The sequence below is a fragment of the Paenibacillus qinlingensis genome (assembly GCF_013204845.1).
Classification (GTDB): domain Bacteria; phylum Bacillota; class Bacilli; order Paenibacillales; family NBRC-103111; genus Paenibacillus_E; species Paenibacillus_E qinlingensis.
Genome location: NZ_JABMKY010000002.1, coordinates 673,118 through 687,782 on the forward strand (window position 1 = coordinate 673,118; position 14,665 = coordinate 687,782).

Consider the following 14,665-nt stretch of genomic DNA (forward strand, 5'->3'; position numbering starts at 1 on the left):
CCTACGAAGAACGTTTGACGTTCCAACGAATGATGAGCTTCTCTAGCCCTGCTATGAACCAGAAAAAGAGTAAACTCAGAATCACGATGATCCCGATTGCCACAAATTCCCGATCCGCACGGAAGGCTGATTTTTGTAAGATCATATAATACCCTAGGCCCACATTTCCACCTAACCATTCGGCAATTACAGCCCCCATCACACTATAAGTAGCTGATATTTTAAGTCCAGTGAATAGAAATGGCAGTGCATGAGGCAATTCTAATTTATAAAAAATTTGGCGTTTCGATGCACCAATCATTTGCATGTAGTTGTACATGCTGCGATCTGTCTGCATAAAGCCATCTAACGTTGACATCGTCACAGGAAAGAAGCAGACAAGTGAAATCAATATAAGTTTAGGTAAAAGGCCAAAACCAAATAAAATAATCAACAGCGGCCCCAGTGCGATGACCGGAATATTTTGAGATAGGATTAACAACGGATAGAAACCCGCTTTAACGAAAGGAAGCCTATGTAGGACGCTGGCAACTAAAACACCACCGATAGCTCCCACACTAAAACCAATGCACATCAAACGAACAGTAGCCCACATATGCATCCACACACGCGTCATATCAGTGGTACCGTCTCGCCATATTTTGAGAGGGCTCGGAAGCAGCCAATCTGCAGTTCCTCCCCAAGTGACAGCAAGCTGCCATATAAACAACAGAAGGATGACTACCACAAGTGGCGGCCATCCTGCTTTAATCCAGCGATGGATGTTCATTATCTGTATTTCTCCGTTAACTTGTCCATCGAAGCACCCGACGGATTGAAGTAAATTTTCACCTGAGAAATGACATTCGGACTCCCCATTTCAATCATCGCTGTATTCATATCTTGAATAATTAGAAGGAGTTGATCCAACTCACCTTCCATTGTCGTTTCCAGTGGAGAAACGAAATATTTAACTCCTGACTTTGCAATCACTTCGATTGCACGATCTACATAAGGAATGACGTCTTCACCATTCACTGTTTTAGGTATAATTTGAATACTTACAAGTGCATTAGCCATGATTGGAATTCTCCTCTTTTCGACTCAGAATTATTTCGTGCTTGCTGGTAAAAATGTATTCGTAAACGCTGCATCCACATCCAGCTTTTTCTCTAAAAGCTTATGATCCAACATCCATGTAGCATAGTTCTCCCATACGGATTTCTTTTGCTCACCCCAACGTGGGGCATCATCCTGGTAACGAGGGCTTAACCATTTTTGACTAGCAACGACCAACTTAGGATCAAGATCTGGGACTGCTTTAATCAATATATTCGCCGCATCTTCTGGTTTGGAAATGGCGAACTGATACCCTTTGGATGCCGCAGCAACGAACGCCTTAACGATTTCCGGCTTCGATGAGATCATCTTCTCATTTGTCGCCAATACCGGCGTATAATAATCCAGTTTATCCGAATATTTGTTCAAATAAATCATATTGAGCGGCTCACCGCGAAGTTCCGCATCTACACCCGTCCAAGCATAGTAAATCCAAGCAAAATCAATATCGCGTTTGACCGCTGTAAAATAATCCGCATCCCCGATATTGACCATTTTCACTTTCGTCGCATCAGCCTTCTCTGATTGCATCAATGATTCAATCATGGCACTTTCAGAAGGAGCACCCCAACCGCCATACGACTTGTTCTCGAAATCCTTCGGAGTTTTGATATTCTTCGCAACCGGTGAAGCAAAGCCAGATGTATTATGTTGAATAACTGCAGCAATCGAAACTAACGGTACACCTTGAATACGGCCTTGCGTAATACTTTCTTGATAACTCACACCAAACTCCGCTGCACCAGAAGCGATCATCGTATCCGCTCCACCTTCACCAGGGGCGATGATTTGCACATTCAAGCCCTCTTGTTCAAAAAAACCTTGATCCTTCGCGACATACAGCCCCGTGTGGTTCGTATTCGGCGTCCAGTCTAGAACAACTTTTACATCGGTTAGTTTTTTGGTGCCATCTGTCGGTTGAGCTGATTTTCCTGTGTTATTGCCGCAGCCTGCCATTAAGACTGTAAAACTAACAAGTACCAGCGATGCTATTTTATTCCATTTCATCTTCTTCTTCCCCTTCACTGTGAATCTTAATGCAACCATGCGAAAAAGCCCCCGGTATCCGGGAGCGCCAGTGCATTTCTATGAATCTCTACGCTGGCATTCCCCCAGGAGTTCATAGATACAAAAAAGCCGCTAAAGACAAAAGGTCTCTCGCGGCGTATACGTTGACATTCGTACACTTGTGGTCGTGTACAATCATTCTCTGCACTAGCATTATCTAGATCAGATCGAACGGTCAGCGGTATATCCCGCACTCTCAGCCTGACTACTCAAGCTCCCGGAAGGTTGCTATTCAATTTACATTAATATACCCCTAGTTAAATAAATAAGCAAGTTATCCCTGTTTAACGTTGTCTGGGTATACTTTCCATATTGAGATACATAATAAGGGTGAAGAATCTCATGGTGAGGAGCTGCTCTATATTTCACAACATATATATACTATTTTGAAGGAAACCATTAGATCCCCTGATTTGATACAATCTGTACACATTATCCACGATAAACGTATTCATTTCACATATTGCAATGCCATTGTTGACCAGAAACTCCTCCAACAAGAAGTATTACACCGTCTTCAGATCTCGCCAACAGAGATTACTGATCTATCTGCGTTACAACAACTCATTCCACTAGAAAAGATCAGCTTCTCATCCAATTTGGAAGAAATTTCACAGAAATTGATCAAAGGCTCCGTGTATATTCAGTTGGAACCTGATTTCAATGAAGGGCTTTTAGTACATGTTGCGGATCATAAACTGGGCTACCGAAGTAATAATGAAGCGGATAATGAATATAGCGTAATTGGTCCAAAAGTTGGCTTTGTAGAAGATATCGATACGAACCTTAACTTACTCCGCAAAGAGATCATATCCGACAAGCTATTATTTGAAGAACTTACCCTAGGCTCACTTTCACAAACCAGAGTAATGATTGTATATATAGATAACATTTGCAACCCCCAGCATGTAAACACGGTCCGGCAAAGACTCTTAGATCTTGATTTCGACGTAATATTTGACACTTCTATTCTTGACCAAATCATAGCAGATAACGCAAATTCACCCTTCCCATTATTCATGTCTTCTGAACGTGTGGATAGAACAAAATTCAATCTATTGAATGGTCAAGTAGCTCTATTAAGCAACGGTTCTCCTTATGTGATCTCAGGGCCTACCACCGTATTCGATTTTTTCATCTCACCAGAAGATTATTATTTACCTTGGGTTTTGGGTTCCTTTTTTAGGTGTATACGATATTTTGGAGTCACCTTTTCCATACTTGCTTCTCCCGTCTATGTTGCGGTGTTAACCTTTCATTATTCCGTTATCCCACAATCACTTCTGGCCCCGATTATAGAATCTAGAGCTAACGTCCCTTTCGCACCGATCTTTGAAGTTTTGCTATTGGAATTAACGGTCGAATTGTTACGTGAGGCTGGGGCGAGATTGCCTACCAAAGTCGGACAAACACTAGGAATTGTTGGTGGTATCGTACTAGGTGAAGCAGCCGTACAAGCCGGACTTACCAGCAATATTTTAATTATCATTGTATCTCTTTCTGCGCTGTCCTCTTTTGCCACACCTATATTCAAAATGGCTAACACGATTCGTTTTTTGCGGTTTCCATTTATGTGCTTGGCTGCGGCTTGGGGAGGTCTAGGCGTGATCATTGGGTTGGTGCTTCTTCTGGGCCATTTATTGAGATTACAATCTCTGGGTACCCCCTACATCGTACCCGTGTTCCCTTTTCGTTTCCGCGACTTCAGAGATAGCTTCATTCGTTCCTCCCTCAACCTTGCATCTAATCGCCCAGGGTTTATACGACCTCTTTCGACCAAACGGTTTAAGGTGAACAAACCTAACGATATTAGCGATGATTACAATAACGAATAAATCAGAAGTAAGGAATTGGAGTCCATGTATAAATATCTCATCCTTCTCTTTTGCTTCGTCCTATTCGGGTGTGCTAAAGAACAAATTGTAGATCGGATTAAACTCATACAAAGTATCGGTTTTGACTTGCAAGAGGATACATTTAAGGTAAGCGGTACTTATTATGCGTATAACAATAAAGTTGGTCTATCTCTGATGAATGGAGAAGCTAAATCATTTAATGAAGTACTAACTCTATTTACTGCACAATCAGATCACCCTATTGCAATCGGCCAATTACGAACAATGATGATTAGTGACACCATGGCAAGAAGGGGTATTTCGAATCTGGCAACCACCATCATTCGAGATCCCCTTATGAGTAATAACGCTATCCTTGTTTTAACGAACGAACACGCAAGTGATGTTTTATCCGAAACCTTAAAACATCCACCTAGCTATTTATCTAATCTGATTAAACAAAACATGGAAAGTGGGAATACCCCTGTCACAAATGGCCATTTATTTCTGGATCAATACTTTGGAGAAGGTCAAGATGTTTATTTACCTATATTATTTATGAATCCCCAAGGCATTCTACAAATGGATGGTGTAGGTGTCTTTCATCATGATAAGTTGAAACTTACGTTGTCAAGTAAAGAAGGATTACTAATTAAGTTACTCAAAGACGATAGAACCAACGTCATGACAAGCACGTACAACTTCATCGATGATCAGAACAAACGAACTTCTTTTAAAATTATGAACGCAAAACGAAAAGTAAGCGTGCAAAATAATACAGCCAAGATCTCACTTCAACTGAATATTGAACTTCGAGATTATCCTGCAGCATCAAACGCTTTCGAGAACAAAAAGGATATGCTGGAACTGAAGAAACAATTCGAAAATCACTTAACAAACGATATTAAAATCACCTTAGAAAACTTCCAAAAGAATCGGGTAGATCCTATTGGATTCGGACATCTGACTGAAATTCACCAACGGAATTGGAATGAGGAAGATTTTAATGATCACATCTATTCGGCAATGAAATTTGATGTACAAACCGAGATCAACATACTATTTCTGGGAGTTGGGCATTAGTGCAGAACGTGGTGAAGGAAAATCATATGATTTCCGGATTCTTTATATTTTTCCTCATCTACGGTTCTTTAGTGGGGGTTGGTGCTTTAAGTTTTCAACATTTAATTTTTGAAACGGCTGGGAACGATGCTTGGATATCCGTACTTCTTATGGGAATTAGTCTGCATGCCATTATTTGGATGATATTTAAGATGTTAGGTAACCCGGCCAAAGATGTCATAGACTTACATCGCATCTTACTTGGTAAATACGTAGGGAATGCTGTTTCACTCGTAATGGTCGGATACTATTTCATAATGGCTCTAACGATATTTCGCAGCTATATCGAAATCCTACAAGTTTGGATGTTTCCAACACTTCGAACTTGGATTTTGGCTCTCATACTCGTATGTATCGTCTATTACATCGTTTCTGGAGGATTTCGAGTTTTGGCTGGCTATTGTTTTTTCGCTGTTATTTTCTCAACGGTGTTACCGCTATTCATGTACTTCAATATTAAATACGGACACATTAATAACCTATTGCCCGTGTTTAAACATACTAGCCAAGATTTACTCACATCATGTAAATACGAAGGGATCATGTTTATGGGATTCGAAACATTACTAATCTACTTCCCTTTTTTAAAACTACCTGAAAAAAACTTGAAGTGGGCACAATCCGCTGTAGCAATGACTACCCTCAAATACGCCGTATTAACGATTGTAACTCTCATGTATTATAGCCACGGACTATTGATGCATACGTACTGGCCAACTTTGGTGATGATAAAAATCCTTGAGTTTTCTTTGATTGCAAGAGTTGAATTCATATTCATTAGTATTTGGCTCTTTATTATCATCCCTACGCTTTGCATCTCAATTTGGAGTTGTACTCGAATTATCAAAAGAGTCACCACACTTAAACCTACCTACTCACTTATTCTTACATTGATAGCACTCTATATAGCCTCACTTCCCATTCACGATCGTGTTAGGATAAATTGGTTAGGAAAACATGTTGCTGAAATTGGATTTTATTTTATATATGCTTACATCCCATTACTCTTTGTTCTGTATCTGTTTCGCAGAAAAACCTTACATAATTAAGCGAAGAGAATAGTTATCCTACACCTTTTGGATACTGAATCCTTCCCTATCACTGAGCATAATGTCATTGTCCATAGCATAAAGCTTCAAGGCAATTTGCAATTGCAACCGATCGTCTGCATCTTGCAGATCCACACCAAGCAGTTCTTTCACTCGTTCTAACCGATAAATGACCGTATTGTGATGCGTATACAGCTTTTGCGCCGTTTTACGGACGTTTTCGTGTTGTTCAAAATACGTCAAGAGCGTATGAATCAGCGAGCTTTGATGCTTCCAATCATACGTTTCCAGAGGGGCAATCCACTCCTCTCGAAACTTCGTTAACTCACGCCCCTGCGGGAGCAGGTACAAGATTTTATAAATCCCCAAATCATCGTAACTAATCCACTCTTGCGCCATGCCGCAAATATGACTAATCGTATACACATTAGAAGCTTGTAGATAACTTTCATTCACTTCCTCAGCGGATGTTACCATTTTCCCTAAGCAAAAAGAGAACGCAAAAGGAGAATGTGTGCTGTGCACTTCTTGCAACGCTGCTCTTAAACGCTGTTTAAGCTCTTTTTCTTGTAGACTGATCTCTGAGTTTAATAGCACAACTAATCGATCATCAATGATCGAGTATAGCAAATCACGGCTGCGCAGCGATTCTTGCTGACGCAACTGTTGTACAATTCGCTTGAGTTGGAGCGCGTTTGGAGCAGCAGACAGCCATCGAACGAGAACAACATGGAAATTGCCATGATGATCAATCGGGCATCCGCATGCTTCCGCACGTAAATCCAAATCCCTTCGCGTACCTATGCGGCCAACGAGCCAGTCTTGTAGAAACTGATCTATATATTTCGCTTCCACTTCTCGCCTGGCGTAAATATTCATCATCTCTAAATGAATTAGCACCCCTACCCGTTCTAACGTCAGGGTGTCTATCGGAGATAATTTCTGGTTCCATTCCAGCAGCAAAAGAAAGGATTCTGCACCTAACTGTTCTTTAATCTTCGTTACAGTTATCTTTACTTCCCGCTCCCCGATCTTGAGTGAACTCATACCTTGCTTGCTACTTTGCTGCAGCTGTTCTAGCGTCAATCGCTTATTCAAACCCATTTCCTGTGTTAGCCCCGCTGTTGAACGAGATACGTGAAGTTTACCTACGGAGCTAAGCAACAATATCGGGTTCGCAAGCTCCTCTTCCACATGTCCTAACAAATCCTCCAATCCTTTTCCTTCCAAAAGCAGCTCTGAAAATCGCTGAAATCGTCGCTGCAAGAGAGCCAGCTGGGCAGCTTCATGCACGAGAACACGTTCCATGACTTCACGCACGACCTCCGAGAAAACTGTACCTGGCGGCAATTCAATGATAGGAAATTGGTATCGCTCGGCCACTTCAAGTACGTGTGGTGGAATAACATCAAGAAATCGTTTTGTTTTAATCCCTAAAGCTGCGACACCCTTCTCCACAAGTTGAGGAATTAACTCTGCGAAAGCGCTCGGGTCATCACGAAAAGGATACCCCGTTGAGATCAGAAATTCGCCTGGCATGACCCAGTCAATCACATCAGGAACTTCCATGACATTGACACGAATAACCGCTGTGTGTAAACCAAGACGACCCGCAAGTACCTTAGAACCAGCCAGATGCGGCATACTAAGCAAATCTTGGCAAATCAATCCATGTCCCGCTTGCTGCGCACTCATCCTTATCCGCCTCCTTTACGTTGATTCAATGGCCGCGATCCAATCATCAGCCCAGCCAACCCAGCCGAAAATGCCGCCTTGCTGGTGCACCATACGGATCGCGGCCTCTTGGTCCGCGGGATCAAAAGCCGCTGTCCCGTCCTCCAGGACGAGACACTCATACCCGCGATCGTTCGCTTCGCGAAGCGTCGTATGTACACAGACGTGCGTGGTCACGCCCGTCAGCACAAGCGATGTGATGCCCTCTGCCTGTAGCAGCGCATCAAGCTCCGTCCGGTAAAAGGCACCTTTACCGGACTTGTCAATGACGAGCTCGCCCTCGGCGGGCGCGAGCTCACTGACAATCTCGTGCCCGCGCTCGCCGCGCACGAGGATACGCCCCATCGGCCCCATGTCGCCGATGCCTGCGCCTTGAAGCTGGCTGCGCCGCAGCTTCGTCGGTGGACAATCCGAGAGGTCGGGCAGATGCCCCTCTCGGGTGTGTACGACCAGCACGCCATGTTGGCGACAAGCTGCCAGCACCTGCTGCAGCTTGGGGATGATGGCCCGCGTCTGGGAAATATTATTGCCCAGCAGCTCACCGAACCCGCCCGGTGAGCAAAAGTCATTCTGCATGTCAATAACGACAAGCGCAGTAGTGCGCTTGTCGCATTGGAAGGGGAATGGCTTAGCTGGAAGTTTCACATTCTCAGACATTCGGTTTCGCTTCTGTGTCTGTTGGATGACCATATACCTTGGCATCCACCAAGTAGGTTTGAAAAAAGCTATTGCTCGGCACATTCGCATCTGCGGGTAGGAAGATGCTGATTTGCTCCGTTGGTTGCGTATCGTCATTGGCTACAGAATGAATGGTTAGCGCTGGAACATGGAATGTATCCCCCGCCTGATAACTGACCCACTCTCCGTTACACAGCAGTTTCACCTTTCCTACTGTGATATGGATCACTTCCACGACATCATGGTAGTGCGGCAGCACTTGACCGCCTACACCAATCCGCTCCCATAAGATGGAGCTAACTCTAACGCCTAAAGCATCTGCCATTGCAGCATCCATAATTTCCCTATGATAGAGTTCTGGATGCGCAGCAATTGGTGTCCATGGCAAAGGTTCACCTCGTAAAACAGTTGTTTCTTGTGATAGCATTGACATCCTCCATTCGTGGTTGCATCATCAAACACGCCTTTATCTTTATTGTTATCTTTATCTAACAACTCACAACCTCTTCAAAACCTCAATCAACTGCTCCGAATGTGCAACAGCGCCAAATACGCCGCCTTGCATCGTAATCATTTTCAAAGCCGCCTCATGATTCCCAGGGTCAGTTGCTCCTGTGCAATCCGAGACTAACAAACATTCGTATCCTCGATCATTCGCGTCACGCATCGTCGTATGTACACACACATCCGTCGTAATACCCGTTAAGATAAGGTGCGTTATACCTTTGGTTCGTAAAACCAAATCCAAATCCGTAGCATAGAAGCTCCCTTTGCCTGGTTTATCAATGATTACCTCGCCGTCCATAGGAGCAAGCTCATCAATGATTTGCCACCCAGGTTCACCCCGAATGAGGATTCTTCCTGCAGGTCCCGACGAACCGATTTCCGCGCCAATTTGCTTGCTTCGCCAGCGTTTATTCGCTGGCAAATCCGAGAGATCAGGCCGATGACCCTCTCTCGTATGAATAACCGTAAAACCAGGTATAGCGCGTACTTCAGTTAACAGCCTTTTGATTGGCTTAATCGTCCGAGCTGTCAAAGAAAGATCGTAACCCATACGATCCACATAGCCGCCTTTCCCGCAGAAATCAATCTGCATATCAATAATAAGGAGGGCCATTCTCGAGGGAATCAACTCATTATCATAGGGCCACGCGTACGGTACGGCTTCAATATTCATGGGATCAACTCCTTAATCATAAATTGCGCGAAATTGCTTATTTAGGAATACTGCCAATAACACCTTCGACAAAATAGTCCGTCGCTTCGAGTTTATCCAGCTCAAGCTTGGCTCCCGCTTCAATTTTGACCACACCCTTCTGATCTTTGACAGGTCCAATGAATGGATTCAGCGTTCCAGCAACAAAATCCGCTTTGCCTTTGTCCACGAGCTTCTTCACATCATCAGGCACCGTACTACCGTAAGAGGTTAACTGAACGACATTATCTTTGAGTTGTCCGCGATATTTCCCATCATATTTGCTGCCTTTAAACGTACCTGCTACACCTGTTTTCACCATATCCACATAGAGATCGGACCAATTCCATATCGAGCCTGTAATCCAACCTTTGGGTGCTAGAACGGAGGCTTCTGCATGATAGCCAACGGAGAGCGCACCGCGTCTTTCGGCGGTTTCAATGACCGTTTTGGTGCAATCCTGATGCTGCGACAACACATCAATGCCTTGATCAATCATACTGTTCGCTGCATTCGCTTGCTGTGCGGGATCACACCAGCTACCCGTGAATACGACAGTCGTGGTGGCACTTGGATTAACCGATTTCGCACCGAGCTCGAAGGCGTTAACATTTAGCAATACCTGAGGAATCGGCACAGAAACGATATAGCCTAACTTGCCGGTTTTGGACATTTTGCCAGCCGCAATCCCTGCTAAATAGACAGGCTCCCAAATCGTCCCAAAGTATGTTCCTAAATTAGCAGCTGTTTTCAAACCACCTTGATGATAGAACAGTACATCTGGATGACGCTTCGCTACATTCAAAGCAGGATCTAAGTGACCATACGAGGTTGGAAAAATAATTTTCGCTCCGTTCCGTATCATCTCTTCCATTACGCGCTCGGCTTCGGCCGTTTCAGGGACATTTTCACTGCGCAGCACCTTTAAATCTGGAAAAGCTTTCTCTACACCTTGGCTGCCAATATAGGCCGCTTGGTTATATCCATAATCATCTTTCGCACCAACGAAGATAAAGCCAACAGCTTTCCCGCCTGTACCTGCCGCTCCTCCGCTCACTGCTGTAGAAGCAGGAGAGGAAGTTGAACTACAGGCCGCAAGGGTCAATGATACAACGAGTGAACTAGCAATGAGTCCCCACTTTTTTCCAAATGATCGCATGGTTAAAGACCTCCACTATTCTATTTTTTTATCTGTTGAACTTGCTCCCGCCCCTCTTACTGCTCAACCACCCCCTGCACCTGTAAATACTTTGGACAAGCCTTCTGGCATCTGACTTCGCTGCTTTCGGGCAACCAAATACAACGCCAGCAACGTTATCACATAAGGTGTCATGAATAACAGAAACGGAGAAATATCATAGCCCTGTTGTTGAATAACGAGCTGTAAAGCTTGCGCTCCACCAAATAAATAAGCTCCCAACAGCGCTTTGGCTGGCCTCCATGCCGCGAAGATTACAAGGGCAACGGCTACGATTCCCTTCCCTTGGGTCATATTCTCAACCCAGGTATGCGTGTAGGCTGTAGATAGCTGCGCACCTCCTATCCCTGCAAGAAAGCCGCCTGCCATCACCGCACAATACCGGATTACTTTAGGTGAGAATCCATAGGTATAGACGACTTCCTCCCTTTCACCAGTGGCTCGAAGAATGACACCGATCCTAGTTTTAAAAATGAGAAACCAAAGGATAGGCACGAGGAGTATCGAGATGTATGTTAACCCATCATGCTGGAATAGGAGCGGTCCTACGAACGGAATTTTGGATAGAAACGGGATCGCAATGGGCTCGAAACCATTGATTTGTTTGTTCACGAAGCCCCTCCCCAAGAAGGAGGTTAAACCGATTGCGAAGAACATGACGGTCAAACCACTGGCCAACGCATTAGCTTTGCGGGAAATAACCAGAAAGGCGTGGATAAGGGCAAGAGCAGCTCCAAAGAGTCCGCCTGCTAGTGCTCCCAGCCATGGATTCCCACTCCATACGGTTACTGCAAAAGCACCCAAAGCACCGCCTAACATCGAACCCTCCGTTCCAAGGTTCACGACACCTGCTCTCTCCGCAATCAATTCACCTAAGCTAGCATAAAGCACAGATGTTCCTGCTCGAATAGCTCCAGTTCCAATATCCACTACATTCATGCTTGCTTCCTCCTGCCGACAGCCAGAATTGCGAATAGGACAAAGGCCATAAGAATCTGCACGGAGGAGGCTGGCAGTCCACTATTCATTTCAAGTGAATTACCAGCAACACTAATCATTCCGATAATAAATGAAGTGGCAACCAGCCATAACGGGTGATTCCATGCCATCCATGAGGCCAAGAAGCCTAGGTAGCCGTAATTCACACCCGTGGTCGGACGAAGACGTCCTTCAATCCCAGTAATTTCAATCATTCCTGCAATACCAGCCAAAGCGCCTGCAGCGATCAAAACCCAGAATTGGATGCTCGTATCTTGTAACCCAGCACGCCTGGCCGCCAGGACATTACCACCGACGACACGAATCCGGAAACCTAGACGGGTATGGGTAATGAGGAACCATACGACAGCCGCTAGAATGAATGCGATACCGATGCCAACATGAACGCGGCTGGAGCTTGAGAAAGTAAGTAAACGAAGTTGTCCGGCAAGTTCTTTGGAGAATGGCCAATTAAAAGAGGCAGGATCCTTGAGGAGACTATGCACGAAGAAACCAATCGTGAAGTAAGCCACATAATTCAAAAGCAACGTTGTAATCGTTTCATTCATTTTCCCTTTTACTTTGCCAATTGCCGCAATCGCAGCCCAACATGCACCGCCTAACGCGCCAACGATGACGAGGATAGGGACGCCAATCCACCCAGGAACGGAAGGCAATAGGTACACACCAACAGCGGTAACAGCGAGTGCGCCTATGGCTAACTGTCCCTCACCGCCTACATTGATCATCCCTGCTTTCGCTGGCAATGCTGCTGCGAGAGCTGTTAGAATGAATGGCGTGGCTTTGATTACCACTTCCCCAAACCCATACATATCGCCGAATGTCGAACGAAGCATCGTTCCGTAAAGCGTGATGGGGTTAACACCTGAAGCAAGTAGAAATATCGCAAAAGCTAGAAGCGGTGCAATGACGACCAAGGTTGGAGTAAGAATAACTCCCCATTTCACCTTTACGGATCGTTGTTTCAGCGGTAAAATCACACTCATGCCGTCTCCCCCTTCAACATGATTTGACCTATTGTATAGGCATCGGTTTCCGAAGGTATAAACGGCCCATGCATCTTCGCATTGGATAACACGAGCAGCTCATCCGAAAGTGCAAATAGTTCACCTAGATCTTCCGAAATCAACAGTATCGCAGCACCACTATCCGCAAGCTCAATCAACATATTCTGAATCGAACGTGTTGTCCCTATATCTAACCCGCGACTTGGATAGCTGACCAGAAGAATACTCGGCTCCTTCAAAAGCGCTCTGGACAAGATCATTCGTTGCACGTTCCCTCCCGATAACCGGTCAGCCCGCCTCGAAGGATCTGCAAGTCCTAGCACTTGTACTTCTTTTCTCGCTTGCAGTTGAGCGCGAATGTACGACCAGTCCATGCCCAAACCCCTAGGTTTCATTGGAAGCCCTGCAAGAACCATATGCTCTAGAATGGTAAATCCGCTAATGACGGAATCCGTCAACGGATCTTCAGAGACTAGTGCCATACCTGCGTCGAGATAGGCTTTGACAGGCGCATGCGTAAGATTAATGCCATTTACTATGATTGAGCCTGATGTGGGTGCTCTCAGGCCAAAAAGCGCCTCAATCAGTTCCTTTTGACCGTTACCTGAGATGCCTGCAATGCCCACAATTTTTCCTTTCGCAATTGACATATCCATCCCATCCACGATCATCTGACCATGATCATCTTGAATCGTCATTTGATGTGCTTGCAATGCAGGGTCTAGCTCTTGATCAATGGCTATGAACGGTGTCCGCTGTTCCAGCTCCACAAGCTGCTTCGTCCCCATCATCCTGGCCACAAGCTGATCACCTGTAAAGTTCGCTGCTCTGGTTGCTGTAAAATGTACAGACCCATGACGAAGCACGGTCACGCGATCTGCAATGGTCATAACCTCATTAATTTTATGTGTGATTAATAAAACCGCGTATTGATCCTTACGTAAGCGATCCAACATTTGCAAGAACGCATCAACCTCAACTGGCGTCAATACACTTGTAGGTTCATCAAAAATAATCAGCCGCGTTCCTTTCATCAACAGCACTTTGAGAATTTCAACACGTTGCCGTTCCCCTAAATCCAACTGCCACACCCAAGCATCTGGATCTACTGAAATGCCATAGCGTGCTGATACATCAATAATTTGCTGACGTATTTTCGTGTGATTCATAAAGATACCCTTTTCCGTGATAGCTAAAGCAATGTTCTCAAGTACGCTTAGCGCGGGTACAAGGCGAAAATCCTGATAAACCATGCCGATGCCTTGAGCTTTAGCTTTCGCTGGCGGATGGAGTTGAACGTCTTCACCAAGCCACTTAATCGTCCCTTCGTCTACCTCGTACACACCAGAAATCATTTTCATTAAGGTACTCTTTCCAGCCCCATTTTCACCTAGAATGGCATGCACTTCCCCTGTCATAACCTGAAGATCGACCTCGTTGCTCGCGACTAACTCTCCGAAACGTTTGACCAATTTCGTAGCTTCTAATAAAAGCACATGTGGAATTGCTTCCAGGTTGGTCTCCATCCGACACCTCTTCATCCGTGTTATTTTTCATAACATCATTTATCTATTTCTCTGTTGTTTCTTATTATATTACATGGAATTATGGATGTCGTTAGTAGGAAAAACCAATAATATAAGGTTTCCCTTGGTTAAAAGCACTAGAACGATGTTCAT

Annotated in this window: 14 protein-coding genes; 3 read left to right on the forward strand and 11 right to left on the reverse strand. The window is 44.7% G+C overall.

Annotated elements, in window-relative coordinates; translation table 11 throughout:
* Position 1: 1 nt before the first annotated feature.
* From HQN88_RS06415 to HQN88_RS06425, 3 genes are read right to left on the reverse strand one after another with little or no spacing between them, the layout of a single operon-like run.
* Complete coding sequence (locus HQN88_RS06415; protein ID WP_173109388.1) at positions 2–769, reverse strand: ABC transporter permease; 768 nt, start codon at positions 767–769, stop codon at positions 2–4.
* Entirely contained in the window at positions 769–1,059 is a 291-nt protein-coding gene (locus HQN88_RS06420) for a thiamine-binding protein (RefSeq protein ID WP_173109389.1), read from the reverse strand. The genes HQN88_RS06415 and HQN88_RS06420 overlap by 1 nt, the downstream gene beginning before the upstream one ends.
* Positions 1,060–1,089: 30 nt before the next feature.
* Positions 1,090–2,106: an ABC transporter substrate-binding protein gene (locus HQN88_RS06425; RefSeq protein ID WP_173109390.1), complete on the reverse strand. Its 1,017-nt coding sequence runs from the start codon at positions 2,104–2,106 to the stop codon at positions 1,090–1,092.
* Positions 2,107–2,579: 473 nt separating this feature from the next.
* On the opposite strand from HQN88_RS06425, the gene HQN88_RS06430 reads away from it, so the two are divergent.
* Genes HQN88_RS06430 through HQN88_RS06440 form a run of 3 tightly spaced genes read left to right on the forward strand, consistent with a single transcriptional unit; the run spans position 2,580 to position 6,172 of the window.
* Complete coding sequence (locus HQN88_RS06430; RefSeq protein ID WP_420794145.1) at positions 2,580–4,001, forward strand: spore germination protein; 1,422 nt, start codon at positions 2,580–2,582, stop codon at positions 3,999–4,001.
* Positions 4,002–4,025: 24 nt separating this feature from the next.
* The gene (locus HQN88_RS06435; RefSeq protein ID WP_173109391.1) at positions 4,026–5,084 is read left to right on the forward strand and encodes a Ger(x)C family spore germination protein; all 1,059 of its coding nucleotides are present in this window, start codon (positions 4,026–4,028) and stop codon (positions 5,082–5,084) included.
* Positions 5,084–6,172 carry a GerAB/ArcD/ProY family transporter gene (locus HQN88_RS06440; RefSeq protein ID WP_173109392.1) on the forward strand — a complete coding sequence of 363 codons (1,089 nt, stop codon included), beginning with the start codon at positions 5,084–5,086 and terminating at the stop codon, positions 6,170–6,172. The genes HQN88_RS06435 and HQN88_RS06440 overlap by 1 nt, the downstream gene beginning before the upstream one ends.
* An 18-nt stretch (positions 6,173–6,190) precedes the next feature.
* On the opposite strand, the gene HQN88_RS06445 is transcribed toward HQN88_RS06440, so the two are convergent.
* From HQN88_RS06445 to HQN88_RS06480, 8 genes are all read right to left on the reverse strand, one after another.
* Positions 6,191–7,867, reverse strand: a complete 1,677-nt coding sequence (locus tag HQN88_RS06445; protein ID WP_173109393.1) for a PucR family transcriptional regulator — start codon at positions 7,865–7,867, stop codon at positions 6,191–6,193.
* 15 nt (positions 7,868–7,882) lie between these two features.
* Entirely contained in the window at positions 7,883–8,563 is a 681-nt protein-coding gene (locus HQN88_RS06450; RefSeq protein ID WP_173109394.1) for a cysteine hydrolase family protein, read from the reverse strand.
* Positions 8,556–9,011, reverse strand: a complete 456-nt coding sequence (locus tag HQN88_RS06455) for a cupin domain-containing protein (RefSeq protein ID WP_173109395.1) — start codon at positions 9,009–9,011, stop codon at positions 8,556–8,558. Before HQN88_RS06455 ends, HQN88_RS06450 begins: the two co-directional genes overlap by 8 nt.
* 69 nt (positions 9,012–9,080) lie before the next feature.
* Positions 9,081–9,764 (reverse strand): biuret amidohydrolase, encoded by a 684-nt coding sequence (gene biuH / locus HQN88_RS06460; protein ID WP_173109396.1) that lies wholly within the window; start codon positions 9,762–9,764, stop codon positions 9,081–9,083.
* A gap of 37 nt (positions 9,765–9,801) precedes the next feature.
* Positions 9,802–10,941 (reverse strand): BMP family ABC transporter substrate-binding protein, encoded by a 1,140-nt coding sequence (locus tag HQN88_RS06465; protein WP_173109397.1) that lies wholly within the window; start codon positions 10,939–10,941, stop codon positions 9,802–9,804.
* Between the two features lie 63 nt (positions 10,942–11,004).
* Positions 11,005–11,919, reverse strand: a complete 915-nt coding sequence (locus HQN88_RS06470) for an ABC transporter permease (RefSeq protein ID WP_173109398.1) — start codon at positions 11,917–11,919, stop codon at positions 11,005–11,007.
* Positions 11,916–12,965 (reverse strand): ABC transporter permease, encoded by a 1,050-nt coding sequence (locus HQN88_RS06475; protein ID WP_173109399.1) that lies wholly within the window; start codon positions 12,963–12,965, stop codon positions 11,916–11,918. The genes HQN88_RS06470 and HQN88_RS06475 overlap by 4 nt, the downstream gene beginning before the upstream one ends.
* Positions 12,962–14,512: an ABC transporter ATP-binding protein gene (locus HQN88_RS06480; protein ID WP_173109400.1), complete on the reverse strand. Its 1,551-nt coding sequence runs from the start codon at positions 14,510–14,512 to the stop codon at positions 12,962–12,964. Before HQN88_RS06480 ends, HQN88_RS06475 begins: the two co-directional genes overlap by 4 nt.
* Positions 14,513–14,665 lie beyond the last annotated feature (153 nt).